Origin of the sequence: Collinsella aerofaciens, from assembly GCF_040926265.1 — a bacterium.
Taxonomy (GTDB): Bacteria; Actinomycetota; Coriobacteriia; order Coriobacteriales; family Coriobacteriaceae; genus Collinsella; species Collinsella aerofaciens_BB.
The window spans coordinates 41,709-65,509 of sequence record NZ_JBCOIL010000008.1; the positions used below are offsets into that span (position 1 = coordinate 41,709).

Genomic DNA, 23,801 nt, shown 5'->3' on the forward strand with positions numbered 1-23,801 from the left:
ACACAGCCAATGCAGCCTTCGCTGCAGCGGGCGTCGCCGCCTGCGGAAGCACAGCCGCTTCCGCAGGCAACGTAGGCCACGTTATGTTGAATGGATTTGGCCATAAGAGACTCGCCTATTTCTTAAGAAGGTACGAATAGTTGTCGCGCACAGCCCTGATGGTCAGGCGGACGGCCTCGGGAAGACCGGTGTTGACGGCATCGACCGAGACGGTGCGGACCGTGCCGGCGACGCGGACCTTAAAGTGATCCTCGTCCACGGCCAGGAAGCCCTCGTTCTCGGAGTTCTCCATGTCCTGCTCGCTCCAGAACAGGGTGAGCTTGTCCTTGTAGGGACGACCCTCCTGGTAGGGGCAGAACACGGCGCAGTTGCCGCACTCGTTGCACATGCCGTCGACGTGGACGACCTGATGCTTGGCCAGGCCCGGCACCTTAATGGCAACGTTGGCGCGGTTGGGGCACACGTCGCAGCAGACCTCGCACACCGAGCCGCAGCCCAGGCAGCGGGTCTTGGTGCAGTTGCGCTTGTCGCGGCACAGCGACCCCTTGCGCTCGTAGCAGGTGTCCTCGCGGCCGGCCTGCTCGTTGCAGTCGGCGTACTTGTTAAAGTCCACGCCGGCGATGGCACGGGCGACCTCGGCGGCGTCGGCGATAGCCTCAACCACGGTGGCAGGACCGCGACGGCAGTCGCCCGCAGCCCAGACGCCCTCGACGCCGGTGGAGGTGGCGGCAAGGCGGCCGCGACGGTCGTGCTCAACGCCCGCGGCGTCGTACAGGCTGGCATCGATGCCCTCGCCAACGGCGCAGATCACCGTGGTGGCAGGAAGCTCGACGGTCTCACCCGTGGCGACAGGGCTGCGACGGCCGCTTGCATCCGGCTCGCCAAGCTCCATAACGTCGCAGGTCAGCACGGCGCCGTTAAGTGCCTTGGGCGCCAGCAGCTCGCAGAACTCAACGCCATCGGCAAGAGCAAGATCGAGCTCTTCCTCGTCGGCGGGCATCTGCTTCTTGGTGCGGCGATACACCAGGCGTACGTTCTTCACGCCAGCCAGGCGCTTGGCCACACGGGCCGCATCCATGGCGGTGTTGCCGGCGCCGATGACCACGACGTCCTCGCCCAGCTCGAGCTTCTCGCCCTTCTTGGCGGCCTCGAGGAACTCCAGCACGTCGAGCTCGGCACCCTCGCCCAGGCCGGCGGAACCGGGCATCCAGGCACCGGTGGCCACGACAACGTCGGTAAAGCCCTGAGCCTTGAGCTCTTCGATGGACTCCACGCGAGCATTGAGCTGCACCTTGGCGCCAAAGGCCAGGCAGAGCTCTGCGTCGTGGGAGATATCGTCGCTCGCAATGCGGAACTCAGGAATCACGTGACGGACCACGCCGCCGAGCGAATCGCGGGCCTCGAAGATGGTGACGGGCACGCCGGCACGCGTCAGGAAGAACGCCGTCGCCAGACCGGCCGGACCGCCGCCGATAACGGCAACGTTGCGCTCGCCGTCGTTGGCGATGGCCTGGGCGCGCAGCTTGGGCAGCACGGCGGTCATGGCCTCGCGGGCGGCCTTGAGCTTGCTGGCGCGGATCTGGGCGCCCTCGGGCTCGTAGAACGCACGCTCGCAGGCACGGCCGCAGGGATGCGGGCAGATGGTGCCGGTAATGAACGGCAGGGCGTTGCGCTCGATGATGATGTTGAGCGCATCCTCGTAGCGGCCCTCGTCAACAGCCGCCAGGTAGGCGGGAATATCCTGCTGGATGGGGCAACTCGTGCGGCACGGCGTGGTAAAGCAGTCGGAAAGCGGGCTCTTGCCGGCGACCTTGCGGTCGGGCAGCGAACGCAGCGGCTTCTTGTAGAGCGGGTTGGTGAGCGAGTCAGCCTGGATCGCGGTCACGGCGTCGAGCGAGACGCCCGCGAACGGCTTGCCATCCAGGTCGGTAAACTCGCCGGCCATCTGGCTAAAGCGCTCGTAGCCACCGGGCTTGAGCACGTCGGTCGCCAGGGTAACGGGCCAAATGCCGGCATCGTACAGGGCGCGGATGTTGTAGACCGTGGCGCCGCCGGAGTAGCTGATGCGCAGTTTGCCATCGAACTGCTCGGTAATGCGGCGGGCAGCCTCGATGGTCAGCGAGAACAGCGAACGGCCGGACATGTACATCTCGGTGGAAGGCAGCTCGTCCCTGGTCACGTCGACGGGGAAGGTATTGGTCAGCTTGACGCCAAACTCCAGACCGCGCTCGGCGCACAGGGCAATCAGGCGCTCGAACATGGGCACGGCATCGGCCCACTGCAGGTCCTCGCGGAAGTGCGTGTCATCGAAGACGATGTAGTCAAAGCCCAGCTCGTTCAGACGCTGGCGGGCAAACTCATAGCCCAGCAGCGTGGGGTTGCACTTGATGTAGGTGTTGAGGCCCTTCTCGGTAATCAGATAGGTCGCGATGCGCTCAATCTCCGCCGGTGGGCAGCCGTGCAGGGTGGACTCGGTGATGGAGTTGGAGACGCGTGCCGGGATGGACTCGACAAACGCGGCGTCGACATGCTCAAACTTGTCCAGGTTGGCGAGCGCCCAGGCACGGCACTCGTTCCAGACGTCAGAGCCGCTGGCGTTCTTCATGCCCTCGATGTAGGCGTCGACCTTGGGGCTCTTGATGCCCTCCAGGTCATAACCCACGGACATGTTGAAGACAAAGCCGTCCGGGCTGCCCAGGCCGTACTCGCGAGCGATGAGGTGGCAGGCGAACCATGCCTTCACGTACTCGGCAAAGGCTTGCGGAACCTCAAGCTCGGTCGACCACTCGCAGTTGTAGCACTCGTCCTGCGCCACGATGCAGGGCTTGTTCACACACTTGGAGAGCTCCTCGCCGTCCATAACCTGAACGGTCTTGAGCTCAAAGAAGCGGGAACCGGCCACGTAGGATGCCACGATGTTCTGGGCAAGCTGCGTGTTGGGGCCGGCGGCCGGGCCAAACGGAGTCTCGATGCGCTCGTCAAAAATGGGAAGCGCGCCCTCCTGGTTGGTCGTGACCATCTTGCGCACGCCAAAGACGGCGCCCTGGGTCTTGTGCTCCTCGATGATCCAGTTCATCAGCTGCGAAAACGGGATCGGCCTCATGATGTCGCTCATAGTGAGCTCCTCTCTGCAACGCCCGGCGAGACCGCGCGGCGGGCGCAAATACGGTGTAGCGCTAGCACAGCGCCGGCGACCCCGCGGAGGTCGCCTATACGCGCGTCGGATGCGGCGAAACATCCGGCGCGCGTGAATCTACTTGTAATTAGTAGGCGCGATCGTTGAGCGTGCTCCAGAGCTTCTTGGACTCAGCCATGGTCCACGCGTTGATCTTGTCCTCATCGATACCGACAAACTCGCGATCCTTGTACAGGACGCGGCCGTTGATGATGGTGGTGCGGCAGTTTTTGCCCATCATGCCAAAGAGCATGTGGCCGTCGATGTTCTCCTCGCTCAGCGGCGTAAAGGGCTTGTAGTCCATGACGATGACGTCGGCGGCAGCGCCGGGCTCAAGCACGCCGAGCTTGCGATCGAAATACTTGCTGGCCATCTTGGCGTTATTCTCGAACAGCATGGTCATGGCCTCGCACCAGCCCACGTTGGGCATAGCGGCGTTATGGCGCTGAATGATCAGGAAGACCTTGAGGCTCTCGAGCATGTCGTGGGTGTAGGCATCGGTGCCCATGCACACGGGGATGCCGCGGCGGAAGAACTCGAGCACGGGAGCGCAGCCCACGGCGTTACCCATATTGGATTCGGGGTTGTTAACCAGCCAGGTGCCGGACTCCTTGACGATATCCATCTCGGCGGGCGTCACGTGAATGCAGTGACCCAGCATGGTGTCGGGACCGAGCAGGTTGTGCTGCAGCAGGCGCTCGACGGGGCTGATGCCGCCGCGGTTGAGGCGGGAATCCCACACATCGTTCATGCCCTCGCACACGTGGATGTGGAAGCCGGTCAGGCCGTTGTTGGCCTCGGCCATCTTATCCATAGTCTCGTCCGACAGCGTAAAGGTGGCGTGACCGCCAAACATTGCGGCGATCATGTGGTTGTCGTTATCGCGACGCTCCTTGGCGGCCCACTGGGCAAACTCGGCGTTCTCGGCAATAGCCTGGTCGCATTTTTCCTGACCACGGCGGTCGGAAACCTCGTAGCACAGGCACGAACGCATGCCCAGCTCCTGAGCGGCGTCCTTAATGGTAAAGAGACTGCCCGGAATCTCGCAGAAGCTCGCATGGTGATCGAAGATCGTGGTGACGCCGTCGCGGATGGAATCCAAAATCGTGGCATAGGCGCTTGCCTTGGTGCCGTCGAGCGTCAGGTTGTCGTCAATCTTCCACCACTGCTGCTCAAGATTCTCCAGGAAGTTGGTGGGGTTGCAGCCCTTAATGGCAAGACCGCGGGCCAGACCCGAATAGATGTGGGTGTGGCAGTTGATAAGTCCGGGCATGATGAGGTTGCCCTGGGCGTCGACGTACTCGGCATCCGGGTACTTGGCTTTGAGCTCGCGCTCGGGGCCCACTTCGACGATCGTATCTCCGTCAATAGCGACCGCACCGTTGGGAATGAACGGAGTCTGAGCGTTGCGGGTAAAGACGGAACCGTTAGCGACCAGAAGCATAAATGCTCCCTTCAACATCAGAGGCGGGGTTTGACACCTCTGACATGGCGGAAGTGCGAAGCGCCGGCCTACACCGGAAACGGGCCCTCTCCCGTCAACGCTTCACCAAAGGGACAAGCCCTTTGAAGTGCGGCCTATCGCCGCATGACGTCGGCGGACGAGGCGATACGTCCGCCGACGAATAGCACCGAATTGGTTACTTCTTGCTCTCAGGCAAGACCAGATCCACGGCAGCGTCCTTGGCGGCATCGATGTGCTGAGCCACGACCGGCGTCTGCGGGAGGATCAGATTGAGCACGATCGCCATGATGGCGGTGGGGGTTACGGCATTGGAGCCGATGACGGTGGACACCCAGGCGGGCATACCCTCGCCGGCAAGGCAACCGCTGGCCATCCAGATACCCAGGCCAAAGACGACGGAGGTGCCGACGATGGTGGTAGTGCGCTGCGTGAGGCCCTCGCGGGTGAACATGCGCACGCCGTTCATGGTGATGGTGCCAAAGACGCCGACGGTCGCGCCGCCGATGACGGGCTGCGGGATAGCGGAAAGGACGGCAGAGAGCTGCGGGAACAGACCGGCGATGGCAAAGACGGCCGCAATGATCACAAAGACCCACTTGTTGACGACCTTGTTGGAGCAGATGATGCCCACGTTCTGGCCAAGGGCGCTGGTGGGAAGACCGCCCAGCAGACCGCCGACCATAGAGGTGAGGCCCTGGGACACGATAGCGCCGGAGAGCTCGCGCTCGGTGGGCATACGGTCGATGGAGCCCAGGCAGGCGGCGGAGACGTCACCGATAACCTGGATGGCAACCATGGGGAACACGACGGCGAGGGTAATGCAGACCTCGGGATCAAACTCGAGCGCGTAGGGCATGAGCTTGGGAAGAGCGAAGACCTGAGCGGTGGCGACGCTGGAGAAGTCGATCATGCCAAAGGGGATGGAGACGATCATGCCAACGATCATGCCAAAGAACACGGATCCCAGCTTGAGCGTGCCCTTGCCAAAGTTGGCGAGCGCAAAGACCACGGCGAAGGTGATAAGAGCGACGCACCAGGCCTGCGGGGTGCCCCACAGCGGCGTACCCATACCGCCGGCCATATACTTGACGGCCGTGGGATACAGCGAAACGCCGATGGAGAAGATGACCGTACCGGTCACGACGGGCGGGAACAGCCACTTGATCTTGCTGTAGGCCAGACCAAAGAGGACCGCGACGGCGCCGCCGACGATCTCGCCACCCAGCAGCGCACCAAAGCTAAAGCCCGAGGCACCCATGGCCTGCAGGGCCGGCAGGAACGCGAACGAAACGCCCATGACGATGGGCAGGCCGCCGCCGATGCGACGGAAGGGAGCGAAGGCCTGAAGGGCCGTGTCGATCGCCGAAAGAATGAGCGCGACCTGGATGATGTCGGTACTCTGCTGGCTATTAAAGCCGTAGACGCCGGCCATGATGACCGCCGGGGTAATGATGCCGGCAAACGATGCCAGTACGTGCTGAAGGGCACACGGGATCATTTCCTTAACGGGAGGCATGCCTTCGCGAGTGAACAGGGCTTCAGTGCCGTTCGTAACCGTCTCCTGGGTCATTTGACCACCAATCCTCGAAGTAGTTGTTTTCGCATCTGACGCTCTATTGTGACGCAGTGCGGGGTTGAGGTTGTGCCTTCATTGCATATCGTATTAAAGATGATTCTCATTCTCAATAATAATTTTTTGTTATCAGACTATTCTTCAGCTGAAATTACGCATTTCCGCAGGTCAGGAAAGTGTCTGATCAAAATAACATCTAACATTTCTTTTGGTCAACCGTTTACCGCTAAATTCCTACCGTTCGTCTGCATTACGCAATGTACCTGCGGATATACGAGATGATGGGCAGCGTGTTACCATGAGAAAAAATTGTTATGAACATTTCCGATTTCACCCAAAGGAGTTGCCCGTGAACGAGACCGTACGTCGCTTTTTGCCGATGGTCGATTTTCTGGAGCAGATACTCGGCAAAAACAGCGAAATCGTGCTGCACGATTTCTCGGATCCCGACCACGCCATCGTCGATATTCGCAACGGCATCGTGAGCGGCCGCAAGGTCGGCGGTCCCGCCACCGATCTGGCACTCAAGATCATGCACGACCCCAAGTATCGCGACCTGCCGTTTATTACGGGCTACGAGGGGCGCGGTGCCGGCGGCAAAACGTTGGAGTCAGCGACGTACTTTATCCGCGAGAATGACGAGATCGTCGGTATGCTCTGCGTCAACACCGATCTCTCGACCGTGCGCTCCATCAACGCCATGGCGCAGCAGCTCATGGCGTGCTTCGACGCGGCGCCAACGCGCACGGAGCCCGCCCCTATCGAGGTCGAAAGCCTTTCGGAGTCCACACAGGAGCTCATCGACCGCAGCATTGCCGAGCTGCTGAGCGCTCGCGGGCTGGATGTGGCGTCGCTTGGTCAAAGCGACCGCGTGGACGTCATTCGCCACCTCAACGGCAACGGAGTGTTCATGCTCAAGGGCGCCGTAGCCTGCGCCGCCACCGCGCTGGGCATCTCGGAGCCCAGCGTCTACCGCTACCTGCAAAAAGTCCGCAAGGAGGGCTAACGAGCAAAATGGAGCGCGGCTCCACAAGCGATCCGTCACTTAACAAAAGACCCTGCAGCTCGCACTGCAGGGTCTTTTTGCATGTCATGTTTAGTTGTTGCCAACGCCTTAGAGAGCGGCGACGACCTCGATCTCAACCAGACCGCCGGCCGGAAGGGCGGCAACCTGGAAAGCGCTGCGCGCGGGGAACGGGGCCTCGAACTTGGAGGCGTAGATCTCGTTCACGGCAGCGAAGTCGGCGATGTCGGCCAGGTAGACCGTGGTCTTGACGACATCGGCAAAGGTGGCGCCGGCAGCGGTCAGCAGAGCCTCGACGTTAGCAAGGGACTGCTTGGCCTGGGCCTCGACGCCCTCGGGCAGCTTGCCGGTTGCGGGGTCGATGCCCAGCTGGCCGGACAGGAACACCATGTTGCCGGTCTGGATACCGGGGGAATACGGGCCGATGGCTGCGGGTGCGTTATCGGAAGACACGACGGTCTTGCTCATGTTTTTCTCCTTACGATCAGATAGAGAGCGTGAGCGCGGCGTTCGCACCGGGAGGCACAATTCGGTCTGAACACCGCGCTTGATTTGGGATAGTACTCAAGGTTTCCGCGCGATGCAAGATTATTATCACGTTGCGAGAATAATTTATCGCCCAACGGCACCTGTCGGCCGCTGAACGGCACGACCGGACGGTGAAGCTCAAAATGATCCGTTTCCCTCCGTCCCCATCGGATCAGGTAATCCATAGGGGACGGAGGGAAACGGGTCATTTTTGCTGCAAGGACTGCTGAAGACTTTATCCCGCTTGGAGCACGGGCATCGCCCGCCGCAACAGCACCACTATACTTTTGAGTATCTGAGCATTTTGAAAGGCAGGATATGACCGCAACCGCCAGTCGAACCACCAACCGCAGACCCGAGCTTTTGGCGCCCGCCGGAGGGCCCGAGCCCTTTGCCGCCGCACTCGCCGCCGGGGCAGACGCCATCTACTGCGGCATGGGCAGCTTCAACGCCCGCCGCAAGGCCACCAACTTTACCGACGAGGCCTTTGAGCAAGCCTGCCGCGCCGCACATCTAGCCGGGTCGCGCGTCTACGTCACGGTCAACATCGTCATCAAGCAGTCCGAGATGAGCGATGCGCTGCAACTCATCCATCGCTGCTCCACGCTGGGCGCCGATGCCTTCATCATCCAGGACTGGGGCCTGTTCTTTGAGGTCAAGCGCACGATGCCCGGCATCGAGACGCACATCTCAACCCAAGCAAACATCCACGACGACCGCGGAACCCTTTGGTGCCGCGAGCAGGGCGCCGACCGTGTGACCCTCTCGCGCGAGCTTTCCATCGACGAGATTGCCGCCATTCACGATGCCGCGCCCGATGTGGACCTTGAGGTCTTTAGCCATGGTGCCATCTGCTTTTGCTACTCGGGCCTGTGCCTGCTTTCGAGCTTTGCCATGGCGGGACGATCGGCCAACCGTGGCATGTGCGCCCAGCCCTGCCGCCTGCCCTACAAGCTGATCGACGAGAACGGTCGCGCACTCTCCCCCGCCGGCCGCGAGCGTGCGCTATGCCCGCGTGACACCAACACTTCACAGCTTGTTCGCCGTCTGTATGACGCCGGCGCCGCGTCGCTCAAGCTCGAGGGCCGCATGAAGGCGCCCGATTACGTGTACTCCATCGTTGATGTATATCGTCACGAAATTGACGACATGCTATCCGGAGCCACCGTTGCCAAGGACGAGGAAGCCGCCCGCCAGCGCCAGCTCAAGCGCTGCTTCAACCGCGACTTTACGCACGCCTACCAAGACGGTACCTCGGGTGACGAGATGATGAGCTACGAGCGCTCCAACAACCGCGGCCAGATCGTGGGCACGGTGCTGGGCAGCCGCCCGGCCAACCGCGATGTGCGCGGCCTCAAGCCCGACGACCGCCGTCGGCGCGCCGCCATCGCCCGCATTGAGTTGTTTGAGCCCGTGGGCAAGGGCGACCTGCTGGAGCTTCGCCACGATAACGAGTTTGACCAGTTCCTGACCACCATTGCCGCCGATGATGCCGCCGCCGGTGACATCATCGAGTGCCGCGTGCCTCGCAGCATGCCCGAGGGCTGCCGCGTGCGCGTGATTCGAAGCCAGCGCGCCATTGACGCTGCCGGCGCCGCGCTCAAGCGCGATGTGCTGCGCCGCCGCGCCGTAGACGTGTCCGCTGTGGCACGTCTGGGCGAGCCGTTTACTGTCACACTCACCTGCTGTGACAACCCCATGCTCACCGCCACCGCCACGGGCTTCATCGTCGAGGCCGCCAAGACCCGCGCCGTCGAGGCGGCAGACCTGGTTGAGCATGTGGGCCGCATGGGCTCCTCGCCCTTCGAGGCAGCGAGCTTTGATGTGGCGCTCGATGAGGGCTGCGGCATGGGCTTCTCCGCTGTACACAAGGTGCGCGCCGCCGCTTGTAAGGCGCTGGAAGAGGCCATTCTGGCACCGTACGAGGAGCGCGCGAAAAATCTCGAGTTGCCGGTGCTCGACAAATGTACTCGCCCCATGCCCGAGCACTACCGCGACGAGCCGCAGATCTGCGCCACCGTCACCTCGCTCGAGGCCGCCGAGGCAGCCCGCGCGGAGGGTGCAACGCGCATCTATATGACCACCGACGCGCTCGAGGCTGTCGGACTCTCCCCTGCCGATGCATTTGAGCAGGGTATCGTTCCCGTACTCGACGAGGTCTGCCGCGCCGTCGACCACGAGCGCGTCGATCCTTGGATCAATGCCGGAGCCACCGTCGCCGTCGGCAATATCTCCGAGCTCGCCGTAGCCGCTCATGCCGGCGCCACGGCCGAGATTCGCTCTTGCCTGCCGGTGCACAACACGCCCTGCATGGAGGCGCTTGCCGAGCGCGGAGCCGGTGCGTTTTGGCTCTCGCCCGAGATCACGCTCGACGAGATCATCTCGCTCGGCGCCGCCGCGCCCGCAGCCCTGGGCATCACCGTCTTTGGCCGCCCGCGCGTTATGACGAGCGAGCACTGCATCCTGCAGGTGGCCAATGGCTGCATCCACGATTGCGCCAACTGCCGCCTGCGCGCCCGCAAGCTGTCGCTCAAGAATATCGACGGCAAGGTCATGCCCGTACGCACCGACATCCATGGCCGCTCTCGCTTGTACGACGCCTACCCCATCGACCTTACGCCGCAGGTACCACAGCTGCTCGATGCCGGCGTGCGTCGTCTCATGGTGGACGGAACGCTGCTCGAGACGGATGAGGTGGGCCGCGCCGTCGCACGCGTCCGTCGCGCCGTCGAGGCCGCGCAAACCGGCCGCAAGCCCGCTACCCGCCTGCGCGGCGCCACCTCGGGCTGCATGTTTGTGGGAATTAGCTAACCGAAAGGCTTACACGTGAACGAAGAACCTCAAGTCCTCTACTGCGACGCCTGGCTCATGGCCATCGATAAGCCCGCCGGCATGATCGTCCACGGCGACGGCACCGGCGAGCGCACGCTCACCGACTACGCCAGCGATCTGTTGCTGGCGATGGGCGACGGCTTTGCCGCGACTGACATGCAGCCGCTCAACCGCCTGGACCGCAACACCACCGGCGTGGTGTTGTTTTCGCACGACAAGCAGACGCAGCCCGCCTTTGACCAGATGGTGATCGACCACGCCTTCGAAAAGCACTATCTGGCGCTGGCCGAGGGCAAAATCGACTGGAACGAGAAGCTCATCGACAAGCCCATCGCCCGCGACCGCCACGACAGCCGAAAGATGCGCGTCGGCGCCAGCGGCAAGCCGTCTCAAACGCGCGTGAAGGTACTCAAGCGCCTTAAGAGCCGCCGTGGCCTGCCCACACGCTCGTATATTGATGTCGAGCTGCTCACCGGCCGCAAGCATCAGATTCGCGTGCACCTGGCGAGCGAGCGTCATCCCCTGGTTGGCGACGACCTGTACGGAACGCCGCGCCCCTGCGGCCTGATGCTCCACGCCCACAGCATGTCCTTCACGCATCCCGTAACCGGCGAGCATATCTATATCGAAGCCCCCTGCCCCTGGGAGCCCTAAAACCTGCCGAAAAGGGACAGGTTTATTTTGGCAGGTTTTATCTGGACAAACGTCAAAACCACCACGATGGCTCAGCCGTGGCGCCAAAACGTCTCGATCTGTAACAGTTAAAACCCGTTTTCCGGTCTGTCTGTTACAGATCGAGACATTCGAATCTCCCTCAAGGAAAAATCTCAATCTATAACAATAACTCGGCAAAATCGGTCCCAGATGTTACAGATCGAGACAAAGGGACGGCGCGGTTCGGAAGAATCTCAATCTGTAACATCTAACCCACTTTTAACGGTCTAGTTGTTACAGACTTAGACAAAACGGCAGACAACAAAAGCGGCATCGCCCATCGAGGGTGTTGCCGCTTTTCTATTGAGGAACCTAAATGGTTTTGACCTTGCCCTGTCGCTAGACCGTGATGACGTTGTCCATCGACTGGTACTTGGCTGGCACCTCGCCCGCGGTGATAACCGTTGCGTCACGGAAGTCCGCGATTTTTACGGGAGCCACCATGCCAAACTTACTGGCGTCCGAGATTACGAAGCGTTTGGCGGTATGGCGCATCGAGATACGCTTGACTTGCGCTTCCTCGATATCCGGTGTGGTGAGACCTTGCTCGACGGCGATGCCATTGGAACCCCAAAAGCCGCAGTTGAAGTTATAGCGGTCCAGGGTTGCCAAGGCGTCGGGACCGACGAGCGCCTCGGTCTCGGGCTTGAGCTCGCCGCCCAGCACCACGGTGCGCATGCCGCGCACAGCGAGATGCTGAGCATGGAGCACGGAATCAGTCACATAGGTGACCGATTCGAGATGCGGAAGATGCTCGATGAGTCTGAGCGTTGTCGAACCCGAATCGATGTACACAAAGCTCTCGGGCTCCACGAGCGCCGCGGCGCGGGCGCAGATACGCTCCTTGTCGTCGTTATGGAGATCGCTGCGCTCATTGATCGTTAGGTCGCGCGTCACGTGCGCGCGCTCAAGACTTGTCGCGCCACCGTGCACCTTGGCGATACGGTGTGCGCGGTCGAGCGTCTGCAGGTCACGGCGAATGGTGGACGCCGTCACGCCCAGGGCCTCAGCAAGCTCCGGCACGGTAACCGAGCCGGTCTGCTGCACCATCGACACGATCTCGTTGAGCCTATCTTCCGCAAGCATCGCTTACTCCTCCTCGGGGTACACGACTCCCCAATCGGCGCGGAGCTTGGTCATCAGCTCCATAACATCGGAAGCATAGCCCAGAAGCTCGCGCTTAGAATCATCGCCGGCAACGGCCTTCTCCAGGTCGGCCATCTCGTAGCACAGTGCGTAGGCCTCGGTGCCAGTGTGGACCTCCTCGCGGTGACCGTCTGCAGTCCACACGATGGTCGCATGGTCGGCACGCGGATACTCGTTGACCTCGATATAACACTTGTCGAAGCTGATAACCGAGCGCTTGGGCTGCTTGGAGTGGAGCGTAAGGCTCACGACGCCCAGCTGCTGCTCGGCGTTACGGCAGACAATGCCACCTGCGACGTCAACGCCAGTCTCGCAGGTATTGCCCAGCGAAACGACCTCAGCGGGCTGGCTTGCCATAAAGAGGCGCATGACGGACAGGGCATACACGCCAATATCGAGCATGGCGCCGCCGGCAAGGCTGCGGCTGTAGAAGCGGTTGGTCAGGTCGCCGTACTCCTTATAGCTGCCAAAGTTGAGCTGGGCGAGGTTCATGCGGCCAAAGTCGCCCGCATCCATGCGACGGCGCAGCTCCTGATACAGCGGCATGTGGAGCACCGTGGTAGCATCCATAAGGACCACGTTGTGCTCGTCGGCGATGGTACGGGCCTCGTCGAGCTCGGCAGAGTTGAGGGTAATGGCCTTCTCGCAGAGCACGTGCTTGCCGGCGGCCAGCGCGGCACGCAGATAGGTGATATGCGTGTTGTGCGGCGTGGTGATATAGACGGCGTCGATATCCGGATCGGCATAGAGGTCCTCAACCGTTTCATAGACCTTCTCGATGCCATACTGCTCAGCAAAAGCCTGGGCCTTGGACAGCGTGCGGTTGGCGACGCCCGCAAGCTTGCGGCCGGCCAGCGCGAGGGACTGGGCCATTTGGTTGGCGATAACGCCACAACCGATCACAGCCCAGCGAAGCTCGGGAGCCGTAAAGATGTCGTTAGGGAACGGCTTATCCTGGACCGAAGCGAACGCTGCTTTTGCGGCTGCCGCGGAGTCGAGTGGAGCCTGCTTGGAATCTGCCATATGTGCCTCCTGAGTCATCGGAAGTTCTTCATTTCCAACAGCCTTATATTCGCACAAATGCGCGCGCATTTGCTTGTATTTGCGTGTTTATTTGTTTATCGGTCATTATTTAGCCATATTTTGCACATTTTTACGCGGTCATACGCATTAACACGCAATGCTATGCGCGATAATGCGCATGCGAGGATCCTTGTAAAGGATAAAGAAGCGGAACACCAAAGCCCAAAAAGGCAGAGCAGGCTGTCTTACTCTTCCCCTCTAGGGGCATCAGGCATCAATGGACCGTCCCAAACTGCCGACACATGGGGACTGTCCCCAACTGCCGGGACTACTCATTTAAGTCTGTCCCCAATGGGCACAATCACTCATGTAAGTCTGTCCCCAATGAGTAATTAGGGTACTCATTTAAGTCTGTCCCCAATGAGTAGGGATAGAAAAAGACCCGGGTGCCGTGGGGCATCCGGGCCTTTGCTAGCAACTTGATGTTGCGGGCAGCTTAGAACTTGTGGCCGCACTTCTTGCAGACGCGCAGCTTGTTCTTGCCGTCCTTCTCGTGACCGACGCGGGTAACCTTACCGCACTCGGGGCAAACGAGATTGACGTTGGAGGCGTCGATGGGAGCCTCCTGCGAAACGATGCCGCCCTGCTGGTTGGCAGCGTTGGGCTTGACGGCCTTCTTGACGACCGAAACGCCCTCGACAACGACCTTGTTCTCGGCGGGGAGAGCACGCAGGACAACGCCCTGCTTGCCGCGATCCTTACCAGAGAGAACCTGGACCTTATCGCCCTTCTTGATATACATATATCTCCCCTAACTACAGGGTCTCGGGAGCGAGCGAGACGATCTTCATGTACTTCTTGTCACGAAGCTCGCGAGCGACAGGCCCGAAGATACGGGTGCCGACGGGCGAACCATCGTTGTTGATGACAACGCAGGCGTTCTCATCAAAGCGAATGTAGGAGCCATCCTTGCGGCGGATCTCCTTAACGGTGCGAACGACGACGCAACGGACAACGTCCTTCTTCTTGACGTTGGCGCCAGGGGTAGCCTCCTGGACAGCACCGATGAACACATCGCCGATGCCTGCATAACGACGCTTGGAACCGCCAAGCACCTTGATGCAGCGAATCTTGCGAGCGCCGGAGTTGTCGGCGACGTTCAGCATGGTTTGCATCTGAATCATGGTAGATGTTCCTCCGAACTAAGAACCGAAGAGAGGTGCGCAGCCTTTATACGGCCCGTGGTATGCAAGCCAGGCATACGCACATCTTCGGAAACGTACAAGTCGTAAGAGCGACTGCTTATTTAGCGCGCTCGACGACCTCGATGAGGCGCCAACGCTTCATCTTGGACATAGGACGGGTCTCCATAACGCGGACGGTATCGCCCACGCCAGCCGTGCACTCCTCGTCGTGAGCGTGCAGCTTCTTGGAGCTGGTCATCATCTTGCCGTACTTGGGGTGACGCTTGCGCTCGGTGATGGTGACAACAATGGTCTTGGCACCGGAGACGGAGGTAACGACACCCGTACGGACCTTACGCGAGTTACGCGAATCAGTCATGTTCTCTCCTTAGGTCCTACTCGGCGACAGCGGACTTCTCCGCTGCGATCTCGCGGGCGCGCTGCTCCGTGAGGACGCGAGCGATGTCCTTCTTCACGGTGTTGACGCGAGCGGTGTTGTCCAGCTGGCTGGTGGCCATCTGGAAACGAAGGTTAAAGAGCTCGGCGCGCATTTCCTTCAGCTTCTCAACGAGCTGAGCGTCCGAGAGCTCACGAATCTCTGCGGGCTTCATTAGTTCTCCTCCTTGGCGGCGGCGGCGTCCTCAGCAGCCCACTTGGCCTCGAGAGCGGCCTCCTCAGCCATCTCCTTCTCGATGCGCTGCTCAGCGTTCTTGGCAGCAACAATCTTGGTCTTGATGGGGAGCTTGTGCTGCGCAAGACGCAGAGCCTCGCGAGCGACCTCCTCGGGAACACCCTTGACCTCGAACATGATGCGGCCGGGCTTGACGACGGCCACCCACTCCTCGGGATTACCCTTACCAGAACCCATGCGAGTCTCGGCGGGCTTCTTGGTGATGGGCTTATCGGGGAAGATCGTGATGTAGACACGACCGCCACGCTTCATGTAGCGGGTCATGGCAATACGAGCGGCCTCGATCTGACGGTTGGTGATCCAATGGGCCTCGAGAGCCTGGATACCAAACTCGCCGAAATGCAGCTCGGTATTACCCTTGGCCTGGCCCTTCATGGAGCCACGCTGCACCTTGCGGTGAAGAATACGCTTAGGGGCAAGCACTACTGACCCCTCCTCTCGGAGTTACGACGACGAGGACGGGAAGAGCCCTCGAGTGCAGGGTTGGGAACAGGCTGGCCCGGGAGCTTCTCGCCCAGGTAGATCCAGACCTTCACGCCGCAAGCGCCCATGGTGGTGCTGGCGACAGCCGTGCCGTAGTCGATCTTGGCACGGAGGGTGTGCAGAGGCACGCGACCCTCGCGGTACCACTCACGACGGCCCATCTCGGCACCGCCGAGACGACCGGAGCACTGGATACGGATGCCCTTAGCGCCGGCCTTGCGGGCGGACTGGACAGCCTTGCGCATAGCGCGACGGAAGGCAACGCGGCCCTCGAGCTGCTCGGCGATAGACTGAGCAACGAGGTTGGCGTCGAGCTCGGGGCGCTTGATCTCGACAACGTCGACGGAGAGCTGGCCCTTGGAAACGCCAGCGACCTTCTCGAGCTCGGTACGGAGGGTATCGATCTCGGCACCCTTCTTACCGATGACAACGCCGGGGCGAGCAGTGAGGATGATGACCTTCACCTTGTCGCCAGCGCGCTCGATCTCGACGCGGGAGACAGCTGCGCGGGAAAGACGCTTCTCGAGGTACTTACGAATCTCGAGATCGTTACCGAGGGTCTTAGCGTAATCCTTCTCTGCGAACCAGCGGGAGCGCCAGTTCTCGGTGATGCCAAGACGGAAGCCGGTGGGGTAGACTTTCTGACCCATACAGCTTTACGCCTCCTTTCGAGGAGCAACGACGACGGTGATGTGGGAAGTACGCTTCAGAATGCGAGAAGCGGAACCCTTGGCGCGGGGACGGATGCGCTTAAGCGTCGGACCCTCGTCAACATAGGCAGCGGCGACAACCAGGTTGTCGGCACGCAGACCGTTGTTGTTCTCGGCGTTCGCAACGGCGGAACGGAGAACCTTCTCGACATCCACGGCGACGGCGCGGTCGCAGAAGTGGAGGATGTCGAAGGCCTGAGCGACAGGCTTGCGGCGGATCAGATCGACCACCAGGCGGGCCTTGCTGGGGGAAACACGCACGTACTTAGCGACGGCGCGAACCTCGGTGGCCTCAGTTTCAATAGACTTAGTTGCCATTTACGGTTAACCCCCTATTTGGCCTTGTGGCCACGGAACGTACGAGTCGGCGCGAACTCGCCGAGCTTGTGACCAACCATGGACTCGGTAACATACACGGGCACATGCTTGCGGCCGTCGTGGACGGCGATGGTGTGACCAACCATCTCGGGGAAGATGGTGGACGCGCGGGACCAGGTCTTCACGACGTCCTTCTTGCCAGCCTCGTTCATCGCGGTGATACGCGAGAGAAGGCGAGTCTCCACGAACGGGCCCTTTTTGAGACTTCTGCTCATAAGTGCTTTCTCCTAAAACTCGGTATCCGAAATTACTTCTTACGGCGACGAATGATGTGCTGGTTCGAGACCTTCTTCTTCTTGCGCGTACGAAGGCCCTTCGTCGGCTTACCCCAGGGGGTAACGGAGGGACGACCAGAGGTGTGGTTCTTGCCCTCGCCACCGCCGTGCGGGTGGTCGACAGGGTTCATGACGGTACCGCGGACGGTCGGGCGCACGTTCATGTGACGCTTACGGCCGGCCTTGCCGATGACGATGTTGGAGTGATCGGCGTTGCCGACCTCACCGACGGTGGCGCGGCAGGTAACGAGGATGCGGCGCATCTCGGAGGAAGGCATACGGACGATAGCGTACTTGCCCTCCTTACCCATCAGCTGGCAGGAGTTACCGGCGGAACGGGCGATAGCAGCGCCCTTGCCCGGCTGGAACTCGACGGCGTGGATGAGCGTACCGACGGGAATGTCGGCGAGGGGCAGAGCGTTGCCCGGCTTGATGTCGGCGTCAGAACCGGACATGATGGTCTGACCGACCTCGAGGCCCTTGGGGGCCAGGATGTAGCGCTTCTCACCGTCAGCGTAGTGCAGCAGAGCGATGCGAGCGGAACGGTTCGGATCGTATTCGATCGTGGCAACCTTGGCGGGCACGCCGTCCTTGTTGCGCTTGAAGTCGATCACGCGGTAACGACGCTTCACGCCGCCGCCCTGGTGGCGGGTGGTGATGCGGCCGTTGTTGTTACGACCGGCCTTCTTGGGCAGGGGCTCGAGAAGAGACTTCTCGGGCTTGGTGCAGGTGATCTCGGAGAAGTCGGAGATCGTCTGCCAACGCCTACCAGCGGAGGTCGGCTTAAGGTGCTTTACAGCCATTACAATCCCTTTCAATAGGAATCCGTTAGCCATCGCAGACAGGGATTCGAGGTTCTGCCTCGGGTGCGATGACACCGGACGTATACACGGTTCCGGGCGTGTCCATTTTATACGCCCAAAACCTTGAGCTCCCGCCTCCCCTATTTGGGAGGCATGAGCTCACTCAACAGCAGCGAGTCTTAGGCCTGGTTGCCAAAGACCTCGATGGTGTCGCCCTCGGCCAGCGTGACGATGGCCTTCTTCCAAGAACGGGTCTTGCCGGCGACATAGCGCACGCGCTTGGTCTTGGGCTTGACCGTCAGGGTGTTCACGCGAACGACCTTGACGCCGAAGATCTCCTCGACAGCGTCCTTGATCTGATACTTGTTAGCATCCTTGGCGACCTCGAACGTGTACTTGTTCAGCTCCATGCCGGAGAAGGAACGCTCGGACACGATCGGACGGATGATGATCTCGTGGGCGGTCATTTATGCAAGCACCTCCCCGAAGTGAGCGGCGATGTCGGCGGGCATCAGCACGGCGTTGTTGTTGACGAGATCGTAGGTGTTGGCCTCGTCAGCGGTGATGATGAACGTCTTGGGAATGTTGCGGAACGACAGGTAGGCGTTGACGTCCTCATCGCGAACGATGATGGTCAGACGCTTGCCCTCAAGGCCGAGAGCCTTGAGCATGGCGACGGCAGCCTTGGTGGAAGGCTTCTCGAAGCCGTAGTCGTCGACGAGCACGAGCTCGCCATCGGCCAGCTTGGCGGACAGCGCGGAGCGCATGGCCAGCTTGACCTCCTTGTTGTTCATACGCTTAGCGTAGGAACGGGGCTTGGGGGCGAAGACGACGCCACCGTGACGCCACTGGGCAGCACGGATGGAACCCTGGCGGGCACGGCCGGTGCCCTTCTGACGCCAAGGCTTCTTGCCGCCACCGGAAACCTCAGAGCGACCCTTAGCGGACTGGGTGCCCTGACGCCAAGAGGCCATCTGGCACTTGACGATGTGGTGCATAACGTGGATGTTCGGCTCGATGCCGTACACCTCAGCGGCGAGCTCGGCCTCGGCGACCTTCTTGCCCTCGCTGTTCTTTACTTCAAACTTTGCCATTTAAGTGTTCTCCTTGGTATGACGCTGGGCTAAATGGGCTGGGCCCTTAGGCCATACGGATGGCGACGAGACCATTCTTGGCACCCGGGACAGCGCCCTTGACCAAGATGAGGTTCTGCTCGGCATCGATGCGGACAACGGAAAGGTTCTTGACGGTAACGCGCTCGTTACCCATGTGACCGGCCATCTTGACGCCCTTGAGGACGCGCGCAGGATAGGCGCACTGACCGATAGAACCGGGGTGACGCTGGAAGTGAGAACCATGCGTCATAGGACCGCGGCGCTGACCCCAGCGCTTGATGCGACCCTGGAAGCCCTTACCCTTGGAGGTACCGATGACGTCGACCTTCTCGACATCAGCGAAATCAGCGACGGTGACGACCTCGCCGACCTTGTGCTCCTCGCCGTTCTCGACGCGGACCTCACGAAGGAAGCGGACAGGCTCGACGCCAGCCTTGGCGAAGTGACCAGCCATGGGCTTGTTCACGTTCTTGGCCTTGATGTCGCCGAAACCGATCTGGACGGCGTCATAGCCGTCGGTTGCCTGAGTTTTAACCTGCGAGACAGCGCAGGGGCCAGCCTGGATGACCGTGACGGGAACGACGTTGTCGTCCTCGTCCCAAACCTGGGTCATGCCAATCTTGCGGCCGAGAATCATGCTGATCAAGATATGATCCCAACTCTCGCGTGGTCTTGGGACAATGCGTACACCACCGAGCGTACGCCCCTAGAGGACCACTACTTACACGACGTGCTCCCCAGCCTTGTATTTCGCCCGGACTACCTGACAACCCTATTAAGCAGGCATTTTGTCCAGCCAGAATACTCCCCTGGTTTCACACAGCTGTTTAGTATACACGGCTGCGGGCGTATCCATCGAGATTCATATTTCACTCACATTGTTTACGCAGGTAAAGCGCGCGGAGTCGCCTGGGGCCGGCAGAGCGGCGGCGAAATATATTAAGGTTGCTGCTCTGCCGGGCTTGGGAGACGACACGTTGACGCCTGCTTAACTCTGCTCGCTCAGGCTAAAGACTTTGTTGGGGATCCACTATTTGTTGGAGGGTGAATTTGCTTTGAAGCGGTTTGCCTTCCGCCTGTGGCTTTTTTGAATTGGCGGCTGACGCTGCCGCGACTTATTGCCAAGAGGACTTCAACACCATCGGCGCTCATGAGACGAGCGGGACACGGCGACCTCCTCAAGGCAGAAGAGGAAGGCCCGCGCTCCAGCTCCATTATCGCGGCATCCCGTTTCGGGGCGAAGAACTAGAGCACCGAGAACCGGATGAAATTGTACGTGCAGATCACGATGATGAGCACGAGGGCGAACACGTAGAGCTTATCGACCGCCGCCGAGTCCATCCGGCGCAGCAGGCGGCGCCCCACGACCGACCCAAGCACCGCCATCGCCGCCATGCCCAGCAGGACCACGGGGAGGAACGCGGGCACGCTGCCCGTGGCCAGCGTGTAGATGAGGCTCGCCGTCTGCGAGAACGCGATGATGAACAGCGACGCCTGCGCGGCGGGCTTGCTCTCCATGGCGAAGAAGAAGACGAGGATGGCCAGGTTGAAGGGGCCGCCGCCGATGCCGAGGAAGGACCAGCACGCCCCGGCGCAGAACCCTATGAGCGCCTGCGCCCACGCATTCTCGAGCTTGAGGCCCTTGATGCGCGCCTTGTTGAGCGTGTAGGCCAGCACGAGGACGGCGAGCACGATGAGCACGGCGGCCTGGACCGCGCCGACGAGCTCGGCGTCGGGGAACACGGACCCCAGCCGGTTGAACAACATCTTGCCGATCACGCCGCCCACCGCGGAGCTGACGGCGATGGGCGACATCGCCCGCGCGTCGATATCAGACTGCCCGCTCGCCGCGTTCTGCGCGAGCGTGGAGAGCGACATGATGAGCACCGACATGCTCGAGAGGAAGCTCACCGTGCTCACGCTCATGGCGTTCATCGCGTCGACCACGGGCTTGATGATCACGCCGCCGCCGATGCCACAGAGCGGCCCCAGAAGCGACGCCAGGAAGCATACCGCGAAGACCAAGATGTATTGAGGACCCATCCGAACAAGCTCCTATCGATCGAGCAACACCCTATGCAACGAATTGCAAGCGTTCGTATCATTCAAAACCGCAGCGTATGGTTGTGGACTTTTACATATCTCGAACGCTGCTGCGCGATATGTCCCTATTTACGCCGCTCATGCGGAGCACCGTTGCGCCAAGGGCTAGGCGTCCCCGCCAATCTGCCTGCCGAGTCCATCAATGGCCCGCGCACCGTCTCGACACGCCGCTAGTAGTTAGCGAAGTAATCCTGGTTGAAGATGCACGCGTAGACGACGTCGAGCAGCAGCGCGGTGGAAACGCTCATGGCGAAGTGCCCGATGTTGTCCTCGCGGTGCATCCGGACAGGAAGTTGATGGTCGCCACGTCGGCGACACCCACGGCGTCCATCACGGGCTTAATGATGATGCCCCGCCGACACCGCAGATGGCACTGATGGTAGAGGCGAAAAACGCAATGGCGAATACGATTGCTAGCATATGAAGCGCCTAGACTCTTCCCTACTTGTCAGGCATGGCTGCTGCGAGCGTCCGCTCAGCGCGCTCGCAATAGGACGCGGCGCGCCCCTCGTCACCCTTGTTCTCGTACTGAACCGAGAGCATCTGGCAGAGCAGGGCCTCTTCCATGCCAGCCGCCTCCGACAACGCGCGCTCCATCTCGTCGATATAGGCATACGAGCCCTTGAGGAAGACGTCATAGGTGCGACGGTCGGCACGCGCAGCCTCGCGATCACCGTGCTCCTCGAGGTAGGAGAGCACCTCGCGTGCGTGGGGCTCATCCCCGATCTCCACGTAGAAGGAGAACGCCTTTGCCGCCAGCGCGAGTGTCTGCTCCTCGCTCATCTTGAGCGAACCCATCTCGCGGATGATGCGCTCGGATGCCTCGACGTCATCCATGGCAAGAGCTGCGTTCAAGCGCATGAAAAGCACGTTGTACTTGGGGTACAGCACGCTAGTGAGCGGGCGGTTCAGGACCTTGAGGTAGTTGTTGAGGTCGCCCTCGCGCAGGTACGCCTCGAGCTTGGCGAAGGTTGTGCGCTTTTGGACCTCCATGTAAATGGTGAACCCGACCGCAACCACTACGACCACAATGCCGATCGTCTTCATATCCATGGATAGGCCTTTCTCTTAACGTTGGAGGCGCGAGGGCCGGGGGCGCTCAAGCATAACGGCGGGCGCACGTCCCGCCACCAACTCGCCGTCACGAACATATCCCTCTTCGCGACCAGCGAGCTCCTCAATCAGGCAGGCACGGAGCACGGCGATGCGCGCGGCGCGCTCCGGAGCGTCGATGAGGTCGTGCTCCTCACGCGGATCGGCGTCCAGGTCGAAATACTGCTCCACCCCGGTCCGTGTGAACCAGATGTACTTGTCATGCGGGGTCACGATCCACTGGTTGGACTGCTCGCGGCTGCCGCTGTGCTCGCCGTGCAGGTATGCACGGTTCAGCGGCGCGGCGCCGGTAAGCTCGCCCATGAGCGAGGCGCCCTCCACGCCCTCGGGCACGGGCAGGTCGCACGCCTCGAGGATGGTGGGCATAAGGTCCATGAGTTCCACCGTGCTCTCGCTCACGCCGCGAACGCGCTCGCCGCCCGGCACATCGACGTTTTTGCCCACGTGCACGATGAAGGGGATGCGCGCGGAGCCCTCGTAGGGCAACACCTTGCGAAAGAGACTGTGGTCAAAGAGCATCTCGCCGTGGTCGGAGCAGAACACGATCACGGTGTCGTGGTAGGTCTCGTCGTTCTCGAGCGCCGTGATGAGCCGGCCGATCTGGTGGTCCATATGTGTGATGCAGGCATAATAGCCCGCCATGGCCTCGCGGCGCAGCTCGGCGTCGCGGCAGCCGTGCACGCTGTCCAAGATCATGCCATCGCGCTCGGTGGCATCGGCGTCATCCCAATCGCCAGCGGCAGGCGCGCGCAGCTCCATGTCGCGGTACAGATCGAAGTAGGTCTGCGGCGCGTCGAAGGGCGGGTGGGGCCGCACGAAGCTCGTCATGAGGAAGAACGGGCGCGTGCGATCGCGGGTCTCCAAAAAGCGGATGGACTCGTCCACCACCCAGTTGGTGGGGTGCAGGCGCTCCTCGTAGGCCCAGGGATGGGTGATCCAGGAGTTGTTCTCAACGCCCGAACCGTTCACGTCGGCGAATTCGCCCAGTTCATTTTTGAGGAAGCGCATGTAGTCGTCGGAGACGTTCTGGTGCATCCAGTACGGCAGGTTCGCCTTGCGGTAGTGGCCGATGTAGCCGTCATGCAGGCGCATGTGCTCGAAGCCGCAGCCCAAACGCGGCGGATGCACGTGCATCTTGCCTACCACGGCGGTCTGGTAGCCGCCGTCGCGCATCTCCTGCGCGAGCATATGGTCGTACTCCCACGCGATACCGTCCTGGTAACCCACGCGGCCCGTGCCCGCGGGCGTCTTGCCGCAAAAGAGGGCGGCGCGCGCCGGGATGCAACTCGGGCAGGCGGAGTAGGCGTTCTCGAACAGCATGCCGTCGGCGGCGAGCGTGTCCAAGTAGGGCGTCTGCACGTCCGGATGGCCGTCGATACCCAGGCAGTCGCCGCGCATCTGGTCGCACATGATAAGGAGAACGTTGGGTTGCTGGGGCATAGGGAACTCCAAACTCACGGGAACGG

23 protein-coding genes and 1 pseudogene are annotated in these 23,801 nt (G+C 61.3%); 3 read left to right on the top strand and 21 right to left on the bottom strand.

Going from position 1 to position 23,801, the window contains the following annotated elements; all coding sequences use genetic code 11:
* Window positions 1-115: 115 nt before the first annotated feature.
* The 3 genes from ygfK to AB5767_RS03700 form a co-directional block, all read right to left on the bottom strand.
* Window positions 116-3,115, bottom strand: coding sequence for a putative selenate reductase subunit YgfK (ygfK, locus tag AB5767_RS03690; RefSeq protein ID WP_368131878.1), 3,000 nt, complete (start codon window positions 3,113-3,115; stop codon window positions 116-118).
* Window positions 3,116-3,263: 148 nt separating this feature from the next.
* Window positions 3,264-4,619: a putative aminohydrolase SsnA gene (gene ssnA, locus AB5767_RS03695; RefSeq protein ID WP_346979512.1), complete on the bottom strand. Its 1,356-nt coding sequence runs from the start codon at window positions 4,617-4,619 to the stop codon at window positions 3,264-3,266.
* A gap of 196 nt (window positions 4,620-4,815) precedes the next feature.
* Window positions 4,816-6,210, bottom strand: coding sequence for a uracil-xanthine permease family protein (locus AB5767_RS03700; protein WP_055285183.1), 1,395 nt, complete (start codon window positions 6,208-6,210; stop codon window positions 4,816-4,818).
* 352 nt (window positions 6,211-6,562) lie between these two features.
* On the opposite strand from AB5767_RS03700, the gene AB5767_RS03705 reads away from it, so the two are divergent.
* A complete protein-coding gene (locus tag AB5767_RS03705) occupies window positions 6,563-7,219 on the top strand; it encodes a helix-turn-helix transcriptional regulator (RefSeq protein WP_249360945.1) in 657 nt (218 codons plus the stop codon).
* A gap of 108 nt (window positions 7,220-7,327) precedes the next feature.
* Here the strand turns inward: AB5767_RS03705 and AB5767_RS03710 are convergent, their stop codons facing one another.
* On the bottom strand, window positions 7,328-7,705 hold the full coding sequence (locus AB5767_RS03710) for a RidA family protein (RefSeq protein WP_089572469.1): 378 nt from the start codon (window positions 7,703-7,705) through the stop codon (window positions 7,328-7,330).
* A gap of 378 nt (window positions 7,706-8,083) precedes the next feature.
* Here AB5767_RS03710 and AB5767_RS03715 point away from each other — a divergent pair, with 378 nt between their 5' ends.
* Entirely contained in the window at window positions 8,084-10,576 is a 2,493-nt protein-coding gene (locus tag AB5767_RS03715) for a peptidase U32 family protein (protein ID WP_368131877.1), read from the top strand.
* 15 nt (window positions 10,577-10,591) lie between these two features.
* Window positions 10,592-11,251, top strand: coding sequence for an RluA family pseudouridine synthase (locus AB5767_RS03720; protein ID WP_368131876.1), 660 nt, complete (start codon window positions 10,592-10,594; stop codon window positions 11,249-11,251).
* A 399-nt stretch (window positions 11,252-11,650) separates the two neighbouring features.
* Here the strand turns inward: AB5767_RS03720 and AB5767_RS03725 are convergent, their stop codons facing one another.
* The 17 genes and pseudogenes from AB5767_RS03725 to AB5767_RS03805 form a co-directional block, all read right to left on the bottom strand.
* On the bottom strand, window positions 11,651-12,397 hold the full coding sequence (locus AB5767_RS03725; RefSeq protein WP_368131875.1) for a DeoR/GlpR family DNA-binding transcription regulator: 747 nt from the start codon (window positions 12,395-12,397) through the stop codon (window positions 11,651-11,653).
* A gap of 3 nt (window positions 12,398-12,400) precedes the next feature.
* Window positions 12,401-13,480, bottom strand: coding sequence for a Gfo/Idh/MocA family protein (locus tag AB5767_RS03730; RefSeq protein WP_368131874.1), 1,080 nt, complete (start codon window positions 13,478-13,480; stop codon window positions 12,401-12,403).
* Between the two features lie 496 nt (window positions 13,481-13,976).
* Window positions 13,977-14,282 (bottom strand): 50S ribosomal protein L24, encoded by a 306-nt coding sequence (rplX, locus tag AB5767_RS03735; protein WP_006235043.1) that lies wholly within the window; start codon window positions 14,280-14,282, stop codon window positions 13,977-13,979.
* Window positions 14,283-14,295: 13 nt separating this feature from the next.
* Entirely contained in the window at window positions 14,296-14,664 is a 369-nt protein-coding gene (gene rplN, locus AB5767_RS03740; protein ID WP_006235041.1) for a 50S ribosomal protein L14, read from the bottom strand.
* Window positions 14,665-14,782: 118 nt separating this feature from the next.
* Window positions 14,783-15,043, bottom strand: a complete 261-nt coding sequence (gene rpsQ, locus AB5767_RS03745; RefSeq protein WP_006235040.1) for a 30S ribosomal protein S17 — start codon at window positions 15,041-15,043, stop codon at window positions 14,783-14,785.
* 16 nt (window positions 15,044-15,059) lie between these two features.
* Complete coding sequence (rpmC, locus tag AB5767_RS03750) at window positions 15,060-15,275, bottom strand: 50S ribosomal protein L29 (RefSeq protein WP_006235039.1); 216 nt, start codon at window positions 15,273-15,275, stop codon at window positions 15,060-15,062.
* A gap of 86 nt (window positions 15,276-15,361) precedes the next feature.
* Window positions 15,362-15,778, bottom strand: a pseudogene (gene rplP, locus AB5767_RS03755) (50S ribosomal protein L16); the annotation flags it as partial.
* Entirely contained in the window at window positions 15,778-16,488 is a 711-nt protein-coding gene (gene rpsC / locus AB5767_RS03760) for a 30S ribosomal protein S3 (RefSeq protein ID WP_006235037.1), read from the bottom strand. The pseudogene rplP and the gene rpsC, both read right to left, overlap by 1 nt.
* Before the next feature lie 6 nt (window positions 16,489-16,494).
* Complete coding sequence (gene rplV / locus AB5767_RS03765; RefSeq protein WP_006235036.1) at window positions 16,495-16,866, bottom strand: 50S ribosomal protein L22; 372 nt, start codon at window positions 16,864-16,866, stop codon at window positions 16,495-16,497.
* A gap of 14 nt (window positions 16,867-16,880) precedes the next feature.
* Window positions 16,881-17,141, bottom strand: a complete 261-nt coding sequence (gene rpsS, locus AB5767_RS03770) for a 30S ribosomal protein S19 (protein ID WP_006235035.1) — start codon at window positions 17,139-17,141, stop codon at window positions 16,881-16,883.
* A 32-nt stretch (window positions 17,142-17,173) separates the two neighbouring features.
* Window positions 17,174-18,004, bottom strand: a complete 831-nt coding sequence (gene rplB / locus AB5767_RS03775) for a 50S ribosomal protein L2 (RefSeq protein WP_022094198.1) — start codon at window positions 18,002-18,004, stop codon at window positions 17,174-17,176.
* A gap of 179 nt (window positions 18,005-18,183) precedes the next feature.
* The gene (rplW, locus tag AB5767_RS03780; RefSeq protein WP_022094197.1) at window positions 18,184-18,471 is read right to left on the bottom strand and encodes a 50S ribosomal protein L23; all 288 of its coding nucleotides are present in this window, start codon (window positions 18,469-18,471) and stop codon (window positions 18,184-18,186) included.
* Complete coding sequence (gene rplD, locus AB5767_RS03785; protein WP_006235032.1) at window positions 18,472-19,098, bottom strand: 50S ribosomal protein L4; 627 nt, start codon at window positions 19,096-19,098, stop codon at window positions 18,472-18,474.
* A gap of 46 nt (window positions 19,099-19,144) precedes the next feature.
* Window positions 19,145-19,765 carry a 50S ribosomal protein L3 gene (gene rplC / locus AB5767_RS03790; protein WP_035137484.1) on the bottom strand — a complete coding sequence of 207 codons (621 nt, stop codon included), beginning with the start codon at window positions 19,763-19,765 and terminating at the stop codon, window positions 19,145-19,147.
* A 599-nt stretch (window positions 19,766-20,364) separates the two neighbouring features.
* A complete protein-coding gene (locus AB5767_RS03795) occupies window positions 20,365-21,162 on the bottom strand; it encodes a sulfite exporter TauE/SafE family protein (protein ID WP_368153306.1) in 798 nt (265 codons plus the stop codon).
* Between the two features lie 501 nt (window positions 21,163-21,663).
* A complete protein-coding gene (locus AB5767_RS03800) occupies window positions 21,664-22,275 on the bottom strand; it encodes a hypothetical protein (protein ID WP_117647577.1) in 612 nt (203 codons plus the stop codon).
* 15 nt (window positions 22,276-22,290) lie between these two features.
* Complete coding sequence (locus tag AB5767_RS03805) at window positions 22,291-23,775, bottom strand: arylsulfatase (protein ID WP_117862211.1); 1,485 nt, start codon at window positions 23,773-23,775, stop codon at window positions 22,291-22,293.
* Between the last annotated feature and the right edge of the window lie 26 nt (window positions 23,776-23,801).